18 protein-coding genes and 1 tRNA gene are annotated in these 19507 nt (G+C 47.1%); 9 read left to right on the top strand and 10 right to left on the bottom strand.

Going from position 1 to position 19507, the window contains the following annotated elements; genetic code table 11:
- Window positions 1-29: 29 nt before the first annotated feature.
- Window positions 30-2531: an FtsX-like permease family protein gene (locus MHM89_RS01225; protein ID WP_022943808.1), complete on the bottom strand. Its 2502-nt coding sequence runs from the start codon at window positions 2529-2531 to the stop codon at window positions 30-32.
- On the bottom strand, window positions 2521-3237 hold the full coding sequence (locus MHM89_RS01220) for an ABC transporter ATP-binding protein (protein WP_022943809.1): 717 nt from the start codon (window positions 3235-3237) through the stop codon (window positions 2521-2523). The genes MHM89_RS01225 and MHM89_RS01220 overlap by 11 nt, the downstream gene beginning before the upstream one ends.
- Here MHM89_RS01220 and MHM89_RS01215 point away from each other — a divergent pair, their 5' ends adjacent.
- From MHM89_RS01215 to MHM89_RS01205, 3 genes are all read left to right on the top strand, one after another.
- Window positions 3238-3858 carry an arylesterase gene (locus MHM89_RS01215; protein WP_239407878.1) on the top strand — a complete coding sequence of 207 codons (621 nt, stop codon included), beginning with the start codon at window positions 3238-3240 and terminating at the stop codon, window positions 3856-3858. It begins immediately after the preceding gene.
- Between the two features lie 153 nt (window positions 3859-4011).
- A tRNA-Pro gene (locus MHM89_RS01210) sits at window positions 4012-4088 on the top strand.
- A gap of 627 nt (window positions 4089-4715) precedes the next feature.
- Window positions 4716-5075, top strand: a complete 360-nt coding sequence (locus MHM89_RS01205; RefSeq protein WP_239407877.1) for a hypothetical protein — start codon at window positions 4716-4718, stop codon at window positions 5073-5075.
- A 302-nt stretch (window positions 5076-5377) separates the two neighbouring features.
- On the opposite strand, the gene MHM89_RS01200 is transcribed toward MHM89_RS01205, so the two are convergent.
- From MHM89_RS01200 to MHM89_RS01190, 3 genes are all read right to left on the bottom strand, one after another.
- Complete coding sequence (locus MHM89_RS01200; protein WP_239407876.1) at window positions 5378-5563, bottom strand: hypothetical protein; 186 nt, start codon at window positions 5561-5563, stop codon at window positions 5378-5380.
- 168 nt (window positions 5564-5731) lie between these two features.
- Complete coding sequence (locus MHM89_RS01195) at window positions 5732-6415, bottom strand: hypothetical protein (RefSeq protein WP_239407875.1); 684 nt, start codon at window positions 6413-6415, stop codon at window positions 5732-5734.
- Window positions 6416-7232: 817 nt separating this feature from the next.
- Entirely contained in the window at window positions 7233-8039 is an 807-nt protein-coding gene (locus MHM89_RS01190) for a hypothetical protein (RefSeq protein WP_239407874.1), read from the bottom strand.
- A 778-nt stretch (window positions 8040-8817) separates the two neighbouring features.
- Here MHM89_RS01190 and MHM89_RS01185 point away from each other — a divergent pair.
- Window positions 8818-9303: an MBOAT family O-acyltransferase gene (locus MHM89_RS01185; protein ID WP_239407873.1), complete on the top strand. Its 486-nt coding sequence runs from the start codon at window positions 8818-8820 to the stop codon at window positions 9301-9303.
- Between the two features lie 29 nt (window positions 9304-9332).
- Here MHM89_RS01185 and MHM89_RS01180 read toward each other — a convergent pair whose 3' ends face one another.
- Together MHM89_RS01180 and MHM89_RS01175 are read right to left on the bottom strand one after the other, a co-directional pair.
- Window positions 9333-9581 carry a hypothetical protein gene (locus tag MHM89_RS01180; protein ID WP_239407872.1) on the bottom strand — a complete coding sequence of 83 codons (249 nt, stop codon included), beginning with the start codon at window positions 9579-9581 and terminating at the stop codon, window positions 9333-9335.
- A gap of 63 nt (window positions 9582-9644) precedes the next feature.
- Window positions 9645-10961 carry an AarF/ABC1/UbiB kinase family protein gene (locus MHM89_RS01175; RefSeq protein WP_239407871.1) on the bottom strand — a complete coding sequence of 439 codons (1317 nt, stop codon included), beginning with the start codon at window positions 10959-10961 and terminating at the stop codon, window positions 9645-9647.
- A 249-nt stretch (window positions 10962-11210) separates the two neighbouring features.
- Between MHM89_RS01175 and MHM89_RS01170 the strand changes: the two genes are divergently transcribed.
- From MHM89_RS01170 to MHM89_RS01155, 4 genes are all read left to right on the top strand, one after another.
- On the top strand, window positions 11211-11699 hold the full coding sequence (locus tag MHM89_RS01170; RefSeq protein WP_235418898.1) for a helix-turn-helix domain-containing protein: 489 nt from the start codon (window positions 11211-11213) through the stop codon (window positions 11697-11699).
- A 54-nt stretch (window positions 11700-11753) separates the two neighbouring features.
- Window positions 11754-12170: a hypothetical protein gene (locus tag MHM89_RS01165; RefSeq protein WP_045978409.1), complete on the top strand. Its 417-nt coding sequence runs from the start codon at window positions 11754-11756 to the stop codon at window positions 12168-12170.
- Window positions 12171-12323: 153 nt separating this feature from the next.
- Window positions 12324-13358: a CNNM domain-containing protein gene (locus MHM89_RS01160; RefSeq protein WP_022943816.1), complete on the top strand. Its 1035-nt coding sequence runs from the start codon at window positions 12324-12326 to the stop codon at window positions 13356-13358.
- Window positions 13359-13451: 93 nt separating this feature from the next.
- On the top strand, window positions 13452-14963 hold the full coding sequence (locus MHM89_RS01155; RefSeq protein ID WP_235418897.1) for a leucyl aminopeptidase: 1512 nt from the start codon (window positions 13452-13454) through the stop codon (window positions 14961-14963).
- A gap of 104 nt (window positions 14964-15067) precedes the next feature.
- On the opposite strand, the gene MHM89_RS01150 is transcribed toward MHM89_RS01155, so the two are convergent.
- A complete protein-coding gene (locus MHM89_RS01150) occupies window positions 15068-16588 on the bottom strand; it encodes an aldehyde dehydrogenase family protein (RefSeq protein ID WP_239407870.1) in 1521 nt (506 codons plus the stop codon).
- 138 nt (window positions 16589-16726) lie between these two features.
- Here MHM89_RS01150 and MHM89_RS01145 point away from each other — a divergent pair, with 138 nt between their 5' ends.
- Window positions 16727-17629: an AraC family transcriptional regulator gene (locus MHM89_RS01145; RefSeq protein ID WP_239407869.1), complete on the top strand. Its 903-nt coding sequence runs from the start codon at window positions 16727-16729 to the stop codon at window positions 17627-17629.
- A gap of 47 nt (window positions 17630-17676) precedes the next feature.
- Here the strand turns inward: MHM89_RS01145 and azu are convergent, their stop codons facing one another.
- Entirely contained in the window at window positions 17677-18117 is a 441-nt protein-coding gene (gene azu / locus MHM89_RS01140) for an azurin (protein ID WP_022943820.1), read from the bottom strand.
- A 192-nt stretch (window positions 18118-18309) separates the two neighbouring features.
- Entirely contained in the window at window positions 18310-19482 is a 1173-nt protein-coding gene (gene prpF, locus MHM89_RS01135) for a 2-methylaconitate cis-trans isomerase PrpF (RefSeq protein ID WP_239407868.1), read from the bottom strand.
- Window positions 19483-19507 lie beyond the last annotated feature (25 nt).

Genomic DNA, 19507 nt, shown 5'->3' with positions numbered 1-19507 from the left:
AAAGCCGCTTGTTAAAGCGGCTTTTTTGTCTACATCAGTTTGCGTAGCAAACCACTGGTGTTCTTGTTGAGTGTTCGCGCTATCATAGTGTATCCCAACAGTGCCACAAACAAAGCACCAGCTACAGGGCCGATGAACCATATATCAGGGTGGAACTTTCCAGGTAGCTCAAATAACTGTCGCTGCACAATGAAAAGCGCCACATCGCTCACTAAGGCGGCAACTACGCCAGCTATCAACCCCAGTAGTAAGAATTCATACAAGGTGGCTCCTCGGATCAACTTTCCGCGCGCTCCCAGGGTGCGTAAAATAACGACCTCTTGCATCCGCTCACCCAAGCTCGCCTGGACTTGCGAAATTAATACCAAGGCACCACAGACCACCACGATTGCCAGCACAAACCCAATGGCTAACGACACCTGCTCGATGGTTGAGCGAATTTGTTCGACAAAGTTGTCGACATCGATAGCCGTAATGGTCGGATACTGCCGCAATAGCTGAGTAAAGGCTTTATTTTCACCGTCATCAATACGTGCTGCCGCAATATAGGTTGCCGGAAATTCAGCGAGCAAGTCTGGGCTTAGGATCATAAAGAAGTTTGGTTTTAGGGTGGACCAATTCACCTCGCGAAAGCTGGTAACCTCGGCATCAAAGCTTTGCGAGCCGATTAAAAAGGTAATGGTATCGCCCAGTTGAATCTCCAACCGCTCAGCCATTGACTGCTCAATAGAGACTTCTCCTTGGCTTTGCTCTGTAAACCACTGCCCTTTGGTTAGGGTGTTATGGCTTGGCATATCGCGAACCCACGTCAAGTTCAGCTCACGACCCACACCAGAGCGTGCTTCTTCATCTTTTTTCTCGTTGTCCTCTAATGACACTTCTCGCGCGACTTTCTCGCCATTGACGGCATTGACGCGGCCACGAATGGTCGGATAAAAGCGCGACACCTCAATGTTATTAGCCGCGAGATAGTCAGCCACGGGCTGTTTTTCTTGCTCGCTAATATTAACAAGAAACGCGTTAGGCGCATCCGCTGGTAATTGCGATTGCCAGTCATTGATCATGTCATTTTTAAGCACAATGAGAAACAGTAACAGCTTAATCGCCAGCGCAAAGCTGATTAATTGCACGGCATTGGCATTAGCCCGCTTTTGAATTGAAGCCAGCGCTAAAGACCAACTGTTACCGGGGCTGAGGCCGAGCTTTCGCCCTGTGCCAAAAATCACTTTTGAGGCGACAAACAGCACCACTACAACAAGGGCCGATGAGGCGAATAAGATTAGGGTAATTTTGATTTTACCGCTGAATAACCACATTAACCCAAAAACCGTTAACGCCGAGAGCGCGAGGTGGATTTTGCTAACCACCAACCTGTCACCGAGGTTTCGACGCAATACCCGTAACGGCGGAATATCAAATAAATCGAGCAGCGGCTTAATAGAAAACATCACCGCGCACACAACCCCGATGAATACCGCACTTAACCATGGGCGCAGCGACGCAGGCGGAAGGCTAATATCCATACTTTTAGCCATGTAGTCGGCGGCCACGTGCTGCAGCGAATACCCTACAGCAAGGCCAATAAGTAGTGAAAAACCACACACCAGTGACAAGTGCAGCAAATAAATGGCGCGTATTTGTGCACGAGCCCCGCCTAGGGTTTTCATCATTGCCACTGGGTCGTATTGGCGCTCGCAATAACGCTTTGCTGATACCGCAATAGCCACTGCCGCGAGAATAATGCCCAACAAACCTGCCAACAGTAAAAAGCGCTCCGATCGCTCTAGCGAATTAGCTATGGGCGACTGCCTGTCTTTCACCCCATACCAACGTTGGTTTTCGGCCAGTTGAGGTTTTAGCCATTGATAAAATGCTTCGACATCGTCACCGTCGCCAGCATAGAGTTGACGGTAGAACACCCGACTCCCCGGTTGGATCACCTCAGTTTTGGCGATATCAGCTTCATTAAGCAACACCCGGCGACTGCCAGAGAAAATATTGAACGGCGCATCCGGTTCTTCGCTCAAAATATGGCTAACGGTAAAGGTGGCAGCACCTAACTCAACCTCATCGCCCACTTGCAGATCCAATGAATACATCACCGTTTCATTGAGCCAAACGTTGCCCTCTTTAGGGCCGCCCTCGGCCACTTGCTCTTGGGCATCAAAATCGCTTTTAATGAGTAGCTCACCTTTAAGAGGATAGGCCGATGACGCTGCTTTTATTGCCGCCAGTTGCATGCGGTCATTGGCAAAGAGCATGGTATCGAAAAACGTGAGCTGCGCCGTTTTCAAGCCCATTTTCTGTGCTTGCTGGCGGTATTCATCTGGCAACGCATGGTTACTGGCCAGCGCTCTATCGGCGGCGATAAAAGCGTTGGATTTTTGCAAAATGGCCTGACCAATACGGTCAGTTACCGAGGACAAGGTCAACACCGTCATCACTGCCAACGCAATGGCTGCACATATCACCGTGAGCTCGCCTCGGCGCAGCTCTCTCAAAAACAGTCTAAATGCCAGTTTAGCCCACATTGACCTGCTCCTTCGGCTCACTCAGTTCGGTTAGACTGCCGCCTTCGATGTGCAAAATACGGTCGCATCGCTGTGCCAGCGCTTCATCGTGCGTAACTAGCACCAGCGTGGTGCCTTGCTGTTGGTTAAGCTCAAACAACAGCTCTTCAATCATTTTTCCATTTTTACTGTCTAAGTTTGCCGAAGGCTCATCAGCAAACAGAATTTGCGGCGTGCCAATAAAGGCACGAGCGATAGCAACTCGCTGCTGCTCACCACCCGAAAGCTGCGAAGGGTAATGCTCAACGCGGTGACTCAAACCGACCTTCTCCAACAGCGCCAGCGCCTGGTCTTTGGCATCACTTTGGTTAGCAAGCTCAGCTGGCAACATCACATTCTCAAGTGCACTGAGGCTTTGCACCAGCATAAAGGATTGGAATACAAACCCGACTTTTTGCGCACGCAAGGCCGCGCGCCCTTCTTCGTCAAGTTGCTCCAAGGCATCACCATCTAAGGTAATGCTTCCCGAGCTTGCCACATCAAGCCCTGCTAACAAGCTCAACAATGTGGATTTACCCGAGCCCGAGGCGCCAACAATGGCCACCGACTCGCCCGGCTTGACATTAAAGGTAATGTCGCTGAGGATCGTTAAATCGCCGTCAAGCGTATTAACGGACTTAGTTAATTCTTTGACTTGAATAATATTTAATTGAGATAACGCTGACATATGAGTGCTTCAATCCTACATGTTTTTATCGTCTTACTGCTTGTCACTAAACCATTATTCGCTTGGGCTGACAATCAGATACTAGTCCTAGGTGACAGCTTAAGCGCAGCCTATGGGTTAAAACAACACCAAGGCTGGGTGCAATTGTTACAAGATACGTACGAACAACAAAATACGCCCACTACCCTGATTAATGCCAGTATAAGCGGTGAAACCACAGGGGGAGCACTGCGCCGCCTTGATGCGATTCTTAAAGAGCACACCCCTACCCATGTGCTCATTGAGCTTGGCGGGAACGACGGCTTGCGTGGTTTTCCCGTCACTAAAATGAAAGCCAACCTGCATGCACTAATAGATAAAAGCCGAGAGGCCGGTGCTGAGGTGGCGTTAATGCAAATTCGTATTCCACCCAATTATGGCCGCCGTTATACCGAGTTATTCGAGCAAAGCTTTGTTGATGTGGCTAAGGAAAAGCAAGTGACCTTGATGCCCTTCTTTGTAGAGCAAGTGGCGACCAACGGTGAATTAATGCAAAACGATAACATTCACCCTAATGCTGAGGCGCAGCCGATCCTACGGGATATTATGAAAACACAAATCAGTAACTGGCTGAAAAAATAGCCTCTGATACACCAAAATAACTCAACAAAAGCGCTGAAAATTAGCGCTTTTTTCTTTTTTGTAATTAAATCGGCGAATATGAATGTTTTATAAGCAAACGCATCAGCCGATGCTTGCATTTACAAAATATTTCCGTACTATTGCAATCCAAGTCGGCATATAGCGCAGCCTGGTAGCGCACTGTCATGGGGTGTCAGGGGTCGCAGGTTCAAATCCTGCTATGCCGACCATTCTTTTCCTTACCCTATTAATAACTTACCCTCTTTTGCTCCTGTAATGCTTAAATTACGTTAGTAATTCAGTATTAAAATAAATTTCTAAAAATGGCATAAAATCCAATTTTAGTTGATAACTATTTCTAATGGGTAAGTCATCATGCACATCATCGCAATGCTGTTGGTTATGATCATAGGCCTAGCAATAGGCACTAACTTTTCTTGGTAGCTTGGCCTGCCAGTTTCCGCTTTGGGTTTATTCTTCTTGGATGCAGGTTCCGCTCGATGGCGAGCACGACAAGAGGTTTTTTCTGGTTCTTTGGTTTGGTTTGCGGTGTTTTTGTTTTGTTGAGTGTGTTGTTTGAATGATTACCAACTGTGCTAATCTTTCATAAAATAATAATTACGGAATAAAGAATGAGTAACAAGGTTGAATACCGACAAATTAAAGAGTGGCATTGCCTTTTTGGTGAGAAAGATACAGAGCTAAGTAGTGATCTAGCGATGTTTGAGAGTGTCATGAGGGATGGCGGTCAACTAAATATGTATGACTCCAGAACCATTGATGATTGGTGCGCTCTACTTAAATCTCTCAGACCTTTCCTGAATAAGCATAATTTAATTGACTAAAAAGAATTAATTGTGAGTATTAAAACAGACTATTACGATAAAAAAATTCGAAAAAGCCTAGGCTTAATACTGTTAATGTTTATTGCGTCATTGGTGGTATTAACTGGGGCATATTGCGGATTAATAAAGCCTGACACTGAACCAACTAGCATTTGGTTTCAAAGAGCAGGGTCACTTGTTACTTTGATGGCTATAGCGTGCGATTTATTTTTATATAGAAGTCCGCAAGGCTTCGCGGATCTTGGGGAGATCAACTCTCTCAAAAACAACGGCAGTTTGATAATTTTATCAAGGGTGATTGTGGTTATCATGCCAGTTATTGGCACTTTAGTGTGGGGTTATGGCGATTTAATTTATCTAGGAATTAACTAGCCATCAATTCCACAATCTTTATCAGCCCACCCCTTTAACCAAGCACCAAGTTTAAGCCCTTGCTCATTAGCTCGGGCTCCACTCGGAACTCACACCGAGCGCTGGCTTTATTATCTTTTTTCGGCCTGCCCGGACCAATGTTTTTATCTTCTTTCATGCGCTGGATATTATTCCGTACAAAAAATAAGCAATCTTTATATTAATTGTACAAAAAGTACGCAACGTACTCCCCCTGAGAAAGCGGCACAGTAATCACCTGCAATATTCGGCATTGTGTTTACTGAGGTCTTGAACAATCGGCTCTAGGCATTAATCTTCGGTATAACGCTTGCCCACTTCGGCGGTTTAGTGTGGCCGTAACAGGCAGTAGCAACACCAACGAGATCGAGATAACCTGTGAGCTCTTCACCTTCAAACTGCGACACCGATACGCCTGTAAAGGCAAGTGCCGCAGTCAGGCCGAGCGCTTTGAGTTTGTTAAGCTTCATAGCCAACCAACCTTTTTTCAGGCACAGAAAAGCCCGAACTGAAAACAGCTCGGGCAAGTGCGCTATTAAACTTGGATTTAAAAAGAAAAACCGCCACAAAGGACAGTTTTAGTTAGCAAGGTGAAATATGCCAAGCTTGGCTATGTGATAGGCGAAAGTAATTGATTGTTAAGAATTGGAATTCTGTATTAACCAACCATACTTGCTTTTAAGAGCATTAGAGTCTGACTTGAGCCCCTCTAACGTTTCAGGTATTCCGTGAGAGTTTATGTTTTTGAAATTATTATGCAATGCACTGAGATACCCAACAGTCGCTTTTAGCGAGGTACTGACCAATTGCTTTAGTGGTTCTGGATAGGATTCCAAATCCGTAGGTATCGAGTTTTTAAAAAACAACACATCAACGCTTACCTTGCCTAACACAAGCGCAATATATTGATCCCTTCTTACGCCTTCATCATTAGTACTAAGTTTAGTCTCATAAATCTTATCAGCTATGCGGACAATCCTTTTAACACATTCCACTTGAACATCAGCCAATATCTTCTCTTTATGTCGTCTATCCTTTTTGTCTTCGATTGCGTCCGCTAACCTAGCAGACTTAAGCCTATCAGCTTCCGCATTCTCATTGGCTTTGCTTTGCTCCCCATTGCCTCGCTTTTGCTCTAGTAGCGTAAATAATATACCAATAACCGAACCAACTGTAAGTATTGGCAAAGTAAGGCCGCTAACATACGTTGCAAAGTAAGCCCAGTCCTCTGGTGATTGACTGAAACCCAGGCCGAAACTAAACCACCAAATCCCCACCCCACGGGAGCCAACATCACCGTTAAAGCAGCTAAACACAACCATGCAGCAAGTCTCTTATTCATAATCCCTCACAAACAAAAAAGAGCACCAATGGCCGCTCTTATATAACCTCGTTAAGCCTAGGTTAATGCAATTTCAACTGCTTGCGCAACTCCGAGTTGTCGTGTTCAAGCTCAATGATACGTGAATTATTAGCGTACAGTTCGCCTTGGTAGTTACCTATACTTTGCTGAAGCAATGTGATGTATGTCAGGCCAAATGTGTTTAGGTCCTAAATGATGCAATCTCGGTTAAAAAGCTGGAAATCGAGTATAGTAAATTGATAGAGGAAGAGCATCGCTTCTAACTGGTAACCCAACGTGAAATTGCTCTGGCCGCTTTCTGAACATTCAATGGCTCTTCCCGGCACAGCTCGACGAAGTAGAGGATAAAGAACCGGTAAAGCAATAGATCGAGTTCTGCTTTCTGAACTTCGGAAAGAACCCAAATGAAGCAATCACTACCACCTGCAAGGAGTTAGGTGTCTCCTAAGATCCGCAGCTTGGCGAACCTTCCAAATGGTGTCAGAATTTTATTGGCTAAAAGCTACCTTCGACATTCTCATATCGAGCAAACTGCTAGACGCCTTCGTTCGAGAAGCCTTTAGCCGCAAAACGACCGCTGTAATGGAATACTCATTGTATATTGGCGCTTCTATTGTCTAACATGTATGTAGCGCAAGAAAAACGCCATATAGATTTTTGCTTATACACCGTAATTCAGTAACTTAACAGACCTCTAAACTTGGAGTAATTCGTTCGATAATGAATGCATTGGCTTTATATGTATAGATAGATTTAACTAAATTTTACAGTTAACCTCAAGATACAAAAGTAGCTAAGCATGTTCGGACTTGTGCTTCATTCTGTTCTCGGATCTTAGTTTCCAGATTCACCTTCGTACCCAAAAGCTTAACTTGAGCAGCATCCAGTGTCGCCTTGCTTTTTGAGTCACCTGAAATATTGTGTTGGTTTTTAGCCAGGTCCAACAAAGCTACTTCATTGTCTTTCTGAGCCCTAGCCTCTTTTCTTTCTTTCTCTTTTGTCATGAGAGTCGCTAATGAATTTTTAAGCTTCTCCATATCCGGATCAGCCAATGTTATTGATGACTGAAGTTTACGTAACTGAATGCGTATTTGATATATTGCATCATTGAGGATCTCTACTCGAGGGAGCTCACCCTGCTTATGAGGTGCTAAGTGGCGATACATACAGTTGAGTGTATCTGAAGCTTTTTGGTAATTTTGAGCCTGCACTGCTAATGAATATCTTTCGGCTGGAATAGTCGAGCTACTTGCCAATAATGCGCCGATTGCAGCCCCTTCTGGCGAACCAGCAACGCCGGCTATTAGCCCTGCAACACCGAAACCAAGGGAATAGTCGGAATGTTTATATAACTTTTCTTGAAGGTCAGTTGCTTTAAGTAAATACCAATCCGAATACTTTTTCATATTAGTAACCGAGGATTGAGGGTTTTCAGCAATTGAGAGCCCTATTGAACCATGGTTGGTTTTGTAAGCTGTGAGCCTACTGTCGATATTTAATTCATCAACTGGCAAAGGTCGATAGGAGGAGCAGCCTGTAACTAGTACGATTAAATATATTACTGGAAGCAAGCGTTTAGTCATAGTTAGCAATATCCTTTGTTTCAATTCACTTGAATAGACTAACTTTAGACCAATATAACTATTTTGATTATTACAGCAAATTACTTCCTTTCCGAATAAGCGTTCCTTTAAATATTCATTATCTAATGTATACGAATATCGAATAAAAGTTTTTTAGCGACCAAATGTTCACCGATGAGTCTGTGCACGCTAATTCACTATGTATAATTTACAGTGCACTTATTATCTAAATTCGGGGCTTCTATGTGGATACTTCACGATGGCCAAGTTTTTTCATGATCGTACAAGTTTGAACACAGCTAATTTTCATGGGGGTCGCAGGTTCGAATCCTGCTATGCCGACCATTTTTTCCCCCCTAGAATCAATTTGTTAGTATATCCTGCATAACTCATCTCGAAATTTCTTTAGTAATTCAGTAGTTAAACACTGCTTTGATTTTTTTAAACGCACTTTGCTATAACAATCTAGCCACTAATTCGTTCCCTAACAGTACACCATCCACCAGCCAGTTACTCTAAATTCCTTGTGGGATTCTGGGCCCAGAAACAATTCAAACCGCTGAATCCCAGTACCTGTTCACCAGTTTTCACTTAGTCTAAGGGCTAACAGACTATTCGTTGGTATGTGTATTGGGCTAGAGATAGCAGGTGTATAGCCGAACTCGTAAAACTTTATAAAACAATAGTTAAAATTGGCACATAGCAGCACTGATGGTAAGTTTGATCTAATCGGTTGTGAGCTGACGTTAGTTCACACGAGCCCGCTTTGTACGTGGCTATGTCCATCATTTCTATGATAAAGGCCTTTATGCTGTCACTTCATCAATATGTTAAAAGAACAAATGGCGTGCCCATGGGGGCAACGCACTCATTGAGGAATATGCTTTATCGCGCCTTTGGAGCAGGCTCGTTCGCGACCTTTTGGCACTACTGGAACCCCATCTGGGGCTATTACTTGTCGCGTTATATTATGCGCCCTCTTAATATCTACTTACCTAAGGCGTTAGCTGTGTGGATTACGTTTTTGTTCAGTGGTGCGCTGCATGATTTAGCGGTCTCCCTGATCAAATGGCAGCTAATTGTGTTTTTCACTCCATGGTTTGGCTTGATGGGTGCACTGGCATTAGTATCAACCCCCAAGAGGCTCTCCTATACAGCCGCCCCTTGGTTGGTTCGAGCAACGACAAATGCTCTTTTGCTAGGCGTATCGCTCATGGTTACTTTTGCTCTGGAAAGCCTACTCACTCAGCATTGGGCAGTCTAACGTCGAATTACCTTGAGCCTACAGCCTCTCTAATCACCTTTCGCCGAGTGGCGCTTATCCTGCCAATACTGGTATAGGTTATAGGTAATGCCCAAAAAGCAAATGGCGCTAATGAGCCCTGCAGGGCCAAACACCAGTAGTAAACTTGCTTGATAGCCAACGACCGCCAATACGGCGCAGATGCCGCCAATGATCAACTCTATGATGAGTGTTTCCCAATCGGTACTAAAAGTGCGATTGATCGTTTTTGCTGCGTAATGGTTTACTTTAAAACCCATTCGTTCTTCCTTGCAATAATGTCATTCCCTTGGCCCTATTACAGCAAAATTCGCAGCTAAAGCCTACCGTGTCTTACCATTGAAGTTAGCCAAAATATCGCTAACGTTGACCTTCGCCTGCAACTTAGCTGCAATTAAGAATAGCCCAGCGAGTTTGCGGTGAATAAACAGTGCATCCACCGGGGGACTATGCCATTGCTGTTCGCGACTGCTCATCGCCAAGCCTTTTTGCTTGATTCTCGCAGCCAAATCACTGCTGGCAAAGTCGTACTCACCGCCTACCGATAGCGGTTCACAGGCCAAAGCAAAAATATCGAGCACGTTATGCTCGTAGGCCTTATCCACATCATCACTAAAATAACCGATATCACGGGCCGCTTGCGCCATGACACCGCGATCGCCTGTTATGGCGCCCTGAATAAGCTGCCAATATCCCCGGCTAATGGGCTCACTAATGACGCGAGTCGCACCAAAATCGAGCAGTACAATACGACCGGTGTCGCGCTGATACAGGTAATTAGCAAAGTTGGGATCGGTTTGCATTAAGCGAAAGTCAAAGAGCTCATGCATAAACAGGGTGAGTAAATGCATCACTAAACGATTGCGCTCTTCTTGCGTACAGCTAAGCGCCTGCTCAATGGCCTCGCCCTCAACGAATTCCATGGCTAAAATCTGCGTAGTGCACAGCTCGCTCTGCGCTTTTGGCACCACAAAGTGTGAACTTGGCCCCAGCTTTTCTTGGTACTGGCTCATGTAATGCGCCTCTAGGGTGTAGTCCGCTTCATTAAGCAGCTGAGCTTTCGCCTCGGCAATTAGCTCGTCAATGTCCAATCCTTTTGGCAGTAAATCAGTGAGCTTAAGCAGCCTCACGACATTATCCACATCGCTTTCAATGCTTTTGGCGACCCCAGGGTATTGCACTTTCACGGCTAACTTTGTGCCGCTATCAGTGTATGCACGGTGAACCTGGCCGATGGATGCCGCAGCGAAAGGACGCAGCTCAAAATTAGCCAAACCGTCTAGCCAATGAGCTCCCCATTGCTGCTTTAGGGTTTGGGTCAGCTGCTTATGTGGCATGGGTGTGGCTTTATTACGCAACCGCGACAACAGTGCACTGAGCTCTGGGCTTAATAGTTCGCCGGCGTCCATCGACAATAACTGACCGAGTTTCATCGCCGCACCACGCAAATGTGCTAACTGCTCCGCCAATTGCTCAATATTTTTACTGTTTAACACTAACTCTTTGGTGCTTTTATTTTGCCCCGTGACCATGGATTTTAAGCCGCCATAGGCAACATTGCTGGCCACTCGCCCGGCCAATGAACCAAATCGTAAGGCCCGGGAGAACTTGGAAGTGGGCACTGCTTTATCTTTACTCATTTGCGTGTTTATTGTGATCCTAAAACTGTGACTTAGTACGAAAAAAGCCGGAAAAACGATCGAGCAACCCGTATGTTTACCGCCAAGTTGCATTTGTTTAAATTGCATGCAAGGCTTGTAAAAGCCACTAATGACAGGCGCTGGCGCTTGAGTGTCGTAAAAGTGTCGGGTAGATAACACATCGCTAACGTACAGTAGGAGCGGGTCACTTGCTAATTTAAAGGCTCAGTTAGCAAGGAGACCATAACAATGAAAATGAACGTCAATACTACAGAAATTAAAAACCAACGAGATAAACGTTGCCTATCACAAGAGCAGCTTGCCGAAATAGCCGGATTGAGCTTACGCACGGTGCAAAGAATAGAAGCCAAAGGCGTGGCCTCTGGGGAGTCCATTAAAAGCATTGCTGCCGCCCTTGATTTAGATTGCCAGCAATTACTGGCTGCGCAATCGACAACGAGCAATACCCAGGCACCTGTGCCACCATCACAGCCTATACCTTCTCAACCTTTACCTGCATCGCAACACCTGCGAGTAAAATACTTCATTGGGCTGCTGGCGGTGATTGTCGCAAACTGTTTTGGTTTTTGGGGGATATACTCCGCTTTTCAAAGTGGCAGCATTGACCAACAGACCATGACCCTACTTAAAGATACCGTTGCCATCACGCTGTTATTGTCTATCGCGGTTATTTGTTATCGCGGTTGGCGTAAACAGGTGTTTAAATTCGACTTATAAGTTCATGCCCTGCACTCCTTGCTAACTGATTCAATTAACAAAAAGGAGAGCACCATGTTCAACGACAAATTAGTAATAAAATCTGTAATACTGGCTTTTTTAGCTTATCTGTTGGTTACCGCAATCGCCAGTGCCGTAGCAATCCAAGTTTGGCTGCCCGAAGGAGTGGATATGGCTCAGGCGCAAAGCTTAGCGAGCCGAGATATGAGCTTAACTGCACTGACCTTAGCCATTGGCGCTAGCGCATGCATATTGACGGGGATGTTGGTGACCTACATGACTAAAAGCCAAGGTTTACGCAATGCCCTGGCCTTGGCAATGCTCATCACACTGTATGGTTTGCTAAGCGTATTCACACACCTTGAGCAGCCGCTGATAGTTCATTTTGCCAAATTAGCGCTGCCCACACTTGCAGTAATAACCGGGGCATATTGGGTTATTCACAGCACCCAAGCCAAGCTGGCAGGCTAGTCCCAAACGCGGGCTGAACATAAGTTTTAGCCCGCGTTATTTTGATTGCCATATTGTCATAAGGTCGCGCTTGATCTATTGTTTTTGACCTCAATATACATGCTTTGCGTATAGCATTTTTCAACTAACTAAGAAGGATTGCCCAGAGCAACCATGATATTACTTATCGCTTTCGCGGTGCTATCTATCGCCGTGTCGTTTATTTGTTCTGTTCTTGAAGCAGCATTGCTATCCATTACCCCCAGCTTTATCGCCAAGCAAAAGCTTGAACACCCACAGCGTTACACCCAACTCAAGCGCTTAAAAGATCGCATCGACCAACCTTTGGCTGCCATTCTTACCTTAAACACGGTAGCCCACACCGTCGGCGCTGCGGGTGTCGGTGCGCAAGTCACCGTGGTGTTTGGGAATGGTTACTTAGGTATTGCCTCAGCGGTGATGACCATTCTTATTTTATTGCTCTCGGAGATCATCCCGAAAACCCTCGGTGCGCGGTTCTGGCCGCAAATTGCGGTGGCCATGCCTCCACTGCTCAACTTTTTAATATGGGTACTCAAACCATTTATTTGGATATCAGACAGAATCACTCGACTGCTTGGCGGCAGCGCCACTGAGGAAGATTTGCGCGTCGAGTTAAAAGCCTTGGCATCACTGGGAGCAGAAATAAATAGTATTGATGACAGTGAGCACCGCGCTATCGCCAACATTCTTGACCTCCATACCATCAAGGTGCGCGATATTATGACGCCGCGCATTGTATGTGAAACACTCAAACCCGATGCCCATCTTAGCGAGGTGCGTGAAAAAGTAATCAAGAGCCAATTTTCTCGCTTCCCACTGCTTGATGACGATGAAGCCCCACATGGGGTGTTATTTAAAAGTGATTTAATTGCCACCGGCGACAAAGAATACGCTATTGAGCTGGCGCGTAAGGCTAAAGTGGTTGCCAATAACATCAGCGTGGAACACTTGTTAAGCCAGTTAATTGAGGAGCAGCAACACATGTGCTTGGTGTATGATGAATACGGCTCATGGCAAGGTTTAATCACCTTAGAAGACATCATAGAAACCATTATTGGCCAAGCTATTTTGGATGAAACCGACCAAATTGCTAACATGCGCCGTTTCGCGCGCCGACGCTGGTTGCAGCGCAAGAAGCATGAGCGCCGCTCACAATCAGGGCGTTAATCGGCAGAAACCCGCGATTGAACGACAAACTGTTATCAAATGCACTGAAATAAGGTAAAAAGGCAGCGATTTAACGTATTAAAGGGAAAGTCTATGTCGTACCTTAAACTCAGTGCATTGTCGTTAGCCATGGTTGCAGCCAGCAGCCATGGGGCCGATATCCAATTCCAAAGCGAATTAGCAAGTAATGGCACTTTGGTGTTGCTGCAAGAGCAAGACCAAACGCTCAATACTTCAGTATTATCACCACAAGCACAACAACAATTACAAAAAGCACTTAACACCGCCCAGTTTAACGGCGAGTATAATAAGCATGTACAGCTTCTAGCCCCTGTAGACTCAAACTATGAACGCGTCGTTGTCGTCGGCCTTGGCGCTCAGGATGAGCTTGATGCAGCGCGTACCGCCAAACTCGGTGGCAACGTGCATGGCCTGCTTGAGGGCATGAAGGTAACGACGGCAAACATCGATTTTGCCACTATCAATGGGCAGCTATCTAATACCGAATTAGCGGCTCAATTTGCCCATGGCGTTAACCTGCGCGACCACAGCTTCGACACTTATAAACAAAGCGATGCAGAAAAAACGACGCTAAGCTATCACTTTGATGTTGCTGATCAAGCGCGCGCTGAGCAGGCATATCAAGCCTTAAGTCATATCGAGCAAGGTGTATTTTTAGCCCGTGACCTCACCTCCGAGGTGCCGAGCGCCTTAACCCCTGTAGAGTTTGCACAAGCAGCCCAGCAACTACGCGAGCTCGGTGTTAAAGTCGAGGTATTGGGGCCTGAGCAGATTAAAGCTCTCGGCATGGGGGCGTTGGAAGGCGTTGGCCGAGGTAGCAAAGACGGTGCTCGACTGGTGGTTGCACATTACCAAGGCAGCGATGACGCACCCATTGCTTTGGTTGGTAAAGGCATTACCTTTGATTCGGGCGGCTATAGCATTAAAACCGGCGCTTCAATCGCGCGGATGAAATCCGACATGGCCGGTGCTGCGGCGGTGCTAGGTACCGTGAAAGCCATGGCGCTGAGCAAAGCCGATGTTAATGTCGTTGCCGTAATGGGCATGGCCGCCAACATGGTGTCTGAAACCGCCATAGCGCCGGGAGACATCCTGCGCACCGCTGAAGGCTTAAGTGTCGAGGTACTCAATACCGATGCCGAGGGCCGGTTAGTGCTCAGCGATGCCATGTGGTATGCGCGCAGCCAGTTTAAGCCGCAGATTATGGTGGATGTAGCCACACTCACTGGCTCAAAAGTACGCGCCGTAGGCAATCGCTATAGCGCAATTTTCTCTGATGACGAGCAATTAGTCAGCGAATTAACGGCAGCAGGCAAAGCGGTGAACGAGCAAGTATGGCGCTTACCTTTAGGCTATAAAGACAAGTTAAAGTCAGACATTGCTGATATTCAAAACATCGGCTCAGGAGGCCCGGGAGCAACCACGGCGGCTTCATTCTTACAACACTTTGCTGGAGACACTCGCTGGGTTCACCTCGATATTGCCGGTAATGCGTTAGCAAGCAAGGCTGACGGTGAAGTGAATGTAGGCGGCACCGGCTACGGGGTCAGGCTACTAAGCGAATGGTTACTCAAAACCAAATAAGGTGCACTGATAGCGCACTATGAGTCAGTTATTGGCAGGGGTTACCTGCCCTTTTTTGTTGTCTTGCCAAGGAAATATATCAAGACGTTATGGGTGATGGTGAGTTAGAAAAACCCTAAGGCATTATCACTGTAGCTAACCAGTAGGTTTTTGGTTTGCTGATAGTGCTCAAGCATCATCTTATGCGTTTCGCGGCCAACGCCCGATTTTTTATAACCGCCAAACGCGGCATGGGCAGGATAATGATGATAACAATTGGTCCACACCCGACCCGCTTCAATGGCTCGGCCAACCCGATAGGCACGATTCATATCCCGCGTCCAAAGCCCTGCGCCCAACCCAAATTCGGTATCGTTGGCAATGGCAATCGCTTCTTGTTCGTCCTTAAAGGTAGTGACACTGACCACAGGACCAAAGATTTCCTCGCGGAACACCCGCATTTGATTATGCCCTTTGAGTAAGGTCGGCTGAATATAAAAACCGTTATTAAGCTCATTGTCGAAGCGTTCGGCATCACCGCCGATAAGCACTTCGGCACCCTCTTCCTTACCGATGCTAAAGTAACTCATGATTTTATCGAATTGCTGCTGGGAGGCTTGAGCGCCAACCATGGTGTCGGTATCGAGCGGATTACCGCGTTTAATTTGCTCGGTGCGGGCAATCACCCGGGCGATAAATTCATCGTACATACTCTCTTGTACTAATAACCGCGATGGACAAGTACACACTTCCCCTTGATTGAAAAAGGCCAGCACAGCGCCTTCAACGCACTTATCGATAAATTCATCACTTTGGTTCAATACATCGGCAAAATAGACATTGGGAGATTTACCGCCTAACTCCACCGTGGAGGGAATGATATTCTCGGCGGCACACTTAAGAATATGCGCTCCCACCGGGGTCGAGCCAGTAAAGGCAATTTTTGCAATGCGCGTGCTACTGGCCAATGCCTGACCCGCTTCGGCGCCATAGCCATTGACCACATTAAGCACCCCCGCAGGCAAAATGTCGCCAATGAGTTCGATAAATTTCAAAATGGATACTGGGGTTTGCTCCGCCGGTTTGAGCACCACACTGTTCCCTGCTGCCAGTGCCGGTGCTAGTTTCCACGCCGCCATCAGCAACGGAAAATTCCAGGGAATAATTTGCCCAACCACCCCTAAAGGCTCGTAAAAATGGTAGGCCACGGTGTGCTCATCTAAATCACCAATGCTGCCCTCTTGAGCGCGAATACAGCCGGCGAAATACCGAAAGTGATCGGCCACCAGGGGAATATCGGCATTCAGCGTCTCGCGCACCGCTTTACCGTTATCCCAGGTTTCAGCAACGGCCAGCTGCTCGCTGTGCTCTTGCACCCGCTGAGCAATCGCCAGCAATAAGTTGCTGCGCTCTGTCACCGATGTTTTGCCCCATGATTGCTGCGCTTGGTGCGCCGCATCCAAGGCCAGTTCAATGTCTTTTGCACACGATTGCGGGATTTTACAAATAACCTCCCCAGTCACCGGTGTGGTGTTATCAAAATACCGACCTTGCACCGGGCTTACCCATTGACCACCAATGTAGTTCTCATATTGCGGCTTAAAATCAACCACCGCACCGGGAGTATTAGGATTTGCGTATATCATCGTTATTGTCCTTGTTGTTGCATCACTGCAAAACTACACAACTTTGCCCGTGAAGCGGTTGTCTTTACATCCAAAGCGCTTGACTAAATGTCCATTTTTTAGCCATGCTAGAGCAAGCACAAAGCAAAGGAATTAAACATGTTATATGGCAACCCCAGCGCTTTCGACAGCGTCCACACTCTTATTGACCATCGCAGTGTCGTGAATGCGCCTGGCATTCAATTGTGCATGTATGAAACCTTTGAGCGCTGTGAACAAGTCCCCTTTCGCACCGATGAGCTGATGTTTTGTGCCATGGTCGAGGGTAAAAAGGTAATGCATCACCAAAGCTTACAGCAGGCGCGGGATTTCACCCCAGGGCAAAGTTTTGTTATCGCCGCCGATGAGCAGGTGCACATCGACTTTCCATTAGCGACCCTAGCGCGTCCAACCCGTTGCCTGACCCTTGAAGTCGACGCCGAGCGCATCGCCAACGTGGCCGAGCAAATGTCATTAAGCGCCCAGTGCAGCTATCATGAGCAGCAACCTGCAACCTTGCAGCTTACCCATAGCACCACCACCGAGGCTATCTACCAGCGCTTGGCCGGGGCATTTACGGAAAATAAAAGCGATAGAGCCTTACTGATTGAGCTGGCAACCACCGAGCTGATTGTGCGGCTACTGCGCGAACAAGATCATCACGCGTTATTGCGCTGCGCTTTACACGACCCGCAGGCAACCGCTCTTCATCAAGTCTTAAGCCACATTGAGCAGCATATTGCCGCCCCACTCGATGTGGATACCCTTGCTCGCCTCGCCTGTATGAGCCGCAGCAAATTCTTTAGTGAGTTTCGCCGCCATTTGGGCATGACTCCCCATGCTTACATTCTTAAGCGCCGTTTAGAACATGCAGGTTTAATGCTAGAGCGCTCTAAAGCCGTCACCGAAACTTGCTTTGCCTGTGGGTTCAATAGTATTAGTCATTTCAGCCGCAGCTTTAAGCAGTACTACGGGCAAGCGCCGAGCGCTTATATTGCACAAAATAACAAGAGCGAGAAGTAAAGGTGGGAAAGAGAGCAAAGCCGAGCAGGTGCTCGGCTTGTTCGGCGTTAGATAAGCTTGAAAGTGCCTTTCATTAACGCTGAGTGGCCAGGGAACGAGCAGAAAAACATATACTCGCCGTCAGCACTCATATCTTTGGTAGAAAATTCCACCGTGGTTTGCTCTCCGCCGCCAATGATGTCGGTAGCAGCAATAATGCGCTCATCACCTGCAGGCAGGTAGTTGTTGTCTAAGCCCGCGCCCATACCGGCACTGGCTACAGCCTGCATGTCACCTTTAGTGGTTAGCACCCAGTTATGACCCATAGATTTCTTAGGGATCTTACCTGTGTGCTTGAGCGTGACTTTAACTGTTTCACAGCTTTTAGGGACTTCCATTGATTTTTTGTTGAATTGCATTGCGTCGTTACCTTCGATGGTAAACTCGCAATTGGCAAAGGTCATTGACGAAAAGAACAAAGCCGCAATGGCAGTGAGAGATTTAAACATACCTTTCTCCGTAATGTTAATAGCTATCATTTAGATTATTTTATAAAACCCAAAAAAGCAATAGAATCAGCCATAATCGCTTGATAGCAAAGCTTTATTGACTGTTTTTCAGTACGGCAGTTACGGTAGCAGAGATCAGCTCTGGGTACAAAAAAACCGAGCAACCCTCAAGGTGCTCGGTTTTTTTGAGTGTCACGATTGCGGTTCAGGAACGTAAACCCAGCCTGCCATCAGTCGTCGCGCGCTGCGGCTCATGCTGACGCTGTGCACGTCACAATCTTCGGATTGCATCGTCACCTTCGCTCCCACATGCAAAGTCCCTGAGGGGTGTCCGAAGGTCACGCCGTTGCGCGTTTGCCCACCGGCGGCAATATTCACTAAGGTGCCGGGAATCGCGGCAGCAGTAGCAATGGCCACGGCGGCGGTGCCCATCATCGCATGGTGTAATTTGCCCATTGATAAAGCGCGTACTTGCACATCAATGTCATCGCCATTGATTGCTTTACCGCTGGAGGCGGTATAATCGCTCGGCGGTGCGACCATGGCAATTTTCGGTGTATGCTGACGCGCTTGCGCTTCGTCGATATTCTTGATGAGCCCCATTTTTAAGGCGCCATAGGCACGGATACGCTCAAAACGAGCCAGCGCCTCAGGGTCGCCATTAATGTGTTCTTGCAATTCATTACCACGATACCCCAGCGCCTCGGCATTAACGAAAATAGTGGGGATCCCAGCATTGATAAAGCTGGCTTTAAGCTCTCCTTCGCCCGGCACCGCTAGGCTATCCACTGCATTACCCGTTGGTAGCACTGCGCCCTCCTCACCCACCGGCGAGATAAAATCAATTTTGACCTCTGCGGCAGGAAAAGTAACACCATCGAGCTCAAAATCACCCAGCTCTTGCACTAACCCATCTTGCATGGGTACATGGGCAATAATGGTTTTTTCAATATTGGCCTGCCAAATACGCACCTCGGCGATGCCGTTTTCAGGAATTCGGTGGTTATCGACTAGGCCATTATTGATGGCAAACGCGCCCACCGCTGCGGTTAAATTGCCACAGTTACCGCTCCAATCGATGAATGCTTTATCTATGGCCACTTGACCAAACAAATAGTCAACATCGTGCTCGGCTTGCGTGCTTTTTGAGAGGATCACCGTTTTACTGGTGCTGGATGTCGCCCCACCCATGCCATCGGTGTGTTTACCATAGGGGTCGGGACTGCCGATAACACGGAGCAACAAGGCATCACGATAAGGTCCGGGTTGTTGCGCTGGCTCAGGTAAGTCATCGAGAGCGAAAAACACCCCTTTGCTGGTGCCGCCGCGCATGTATGTGGCCGGTATTTTTATTTGTTGTAACATTTATCTACCTCAGTGAAGGTGGGCC

Origin of the sequence: Pseudoalteromonas sp. CNC9-20 (assembly GCF_022347875.1) — a bacterium.
In the GTDB taxonomy this organism is placed as follows: domain Bacteria; phylum Pseudomonadota; class Gammaproteobacteria; order Enterobacterales; family Alteromonadaceae; genus Pseudoalteromonas; species Pseudoalteromonas ruthenica.
Note: the sequence above shows the minus strand (reverse complement) of the source record. Positions and strands in the feature narration are given on the sequence as shown.

Coding starts and splice junctions, on each gene's coding strand:
- MHM89_RS01150 (WP_239407870.1), bottom strand. CDS start 16,588: ATGATATACGCAAATCCTAATACTCCCGGTGCGGTGGTTGATTTTAAG.
- azu (WP_022943820.1), bottom strand. CDS start 18,117: ATGTTTAAATCTCTCACTGCCATTGCGGCTTTGTTCTTTTCGTCAATG.
- MHM89_RS01185 (WP_239407873.1), top strand. CDS start 8,818: ATGTCCATCATTTCTATGATAAAGGCCTTTATGCTGTCACTTCATCAA.
- MHM89_RS01165 (WP_045978409.1), top strand. CDS start 11,754: ATGTTCAACGACAAATTAGTAATAAAATCTGTAATACTGGCTTTTTTA.
- MHM89_RS01225 (WP_022943808.1), bottom strand. CDS start 2,531: ATGTGGGCTAAACTGGCATTTAGACTGTTTTTGAGAGAGCTGCGCCGA.
- prpF (WP_239407868.1), bottom strand. CDS start 19,482: ATGTTACAACAAATAAAAATACCGGCCACATACATGCGCGGCGGCACC.
- MHM89_RS01170 (WP_235418898.1), top strand. CDS start 11,211: ATGAAAATGAACGTCAATACTACAGAAATTAAAAACCAACGAGATAAA.
- MHM89_RS01155 (WP_235418897.1), top strand. CDS start 13,452: ATGTCGTACCTTAAACTCAGTGCATTGTCGTTAGCCATGGTTGCAGCC.
- MHM89_RS01180 (WP_239407872.1), bottom strand. CDS start 9,581: ATGGGTTTTAAAGTAAACCATTACGCAGCAAAAACGATCAATCGCACT.
- MHM89_RS01195 (WP_239407875.1), bottom strand. CDS start 6,415: ATGGTTGTGTTTAGCTGCTTTAACGGTGATGTTGGCTCCCGTGGGGTG.
- MHM89_RS01175 (WP_239407871.1), bottom strand. CDS start 10,961: ATGAGTAAAGATAAAGCAGTGCCCACTTCCAAGTTCTCCCGGGCCTTA.
- MHM89_RS01215 (WP_239407878.1), top strand. CDS start 3,238: ATGAGTGCTTCAATCCTACATGTTTTTATCGTCTTACTGCTTGTCACT.
- MHM89_RS01190 (WP_239407874.1), bottom strand. CDS start 8,039: ATGACTAAACGCTTGCTTCCAGTAATATATTTAATCGTACTAGTTACA.
- MHM89_RS01220 (WP_022943809.1), bottom strand. CDS start 3,237: ATGTCAGCGTTATCTCAATTAAATATTATTCAAGTCAAAGAATTAACT.
- MHM89_RS01145 (WP_239407869.1), top strand. CDS start 16,727: ATGTTATATGGCAACCCCAGCGCTTTCGACAGCGTCCACACTCTTATT.
- MHM89_RS01160 (WP_022943816.1), top strand. CDS start 12,324: ATGATATTACTTATCGCTTTCGCGGTGCTATCTATCGCCGTGTCGTTT.
- MHM89_RS01200 (WP_239407876.1), bottom strand. CDS start 5,563: ATGAAGCTTAACAAACTCAAAGCGCTCGGCCTGACTGCGGCACTTGCC.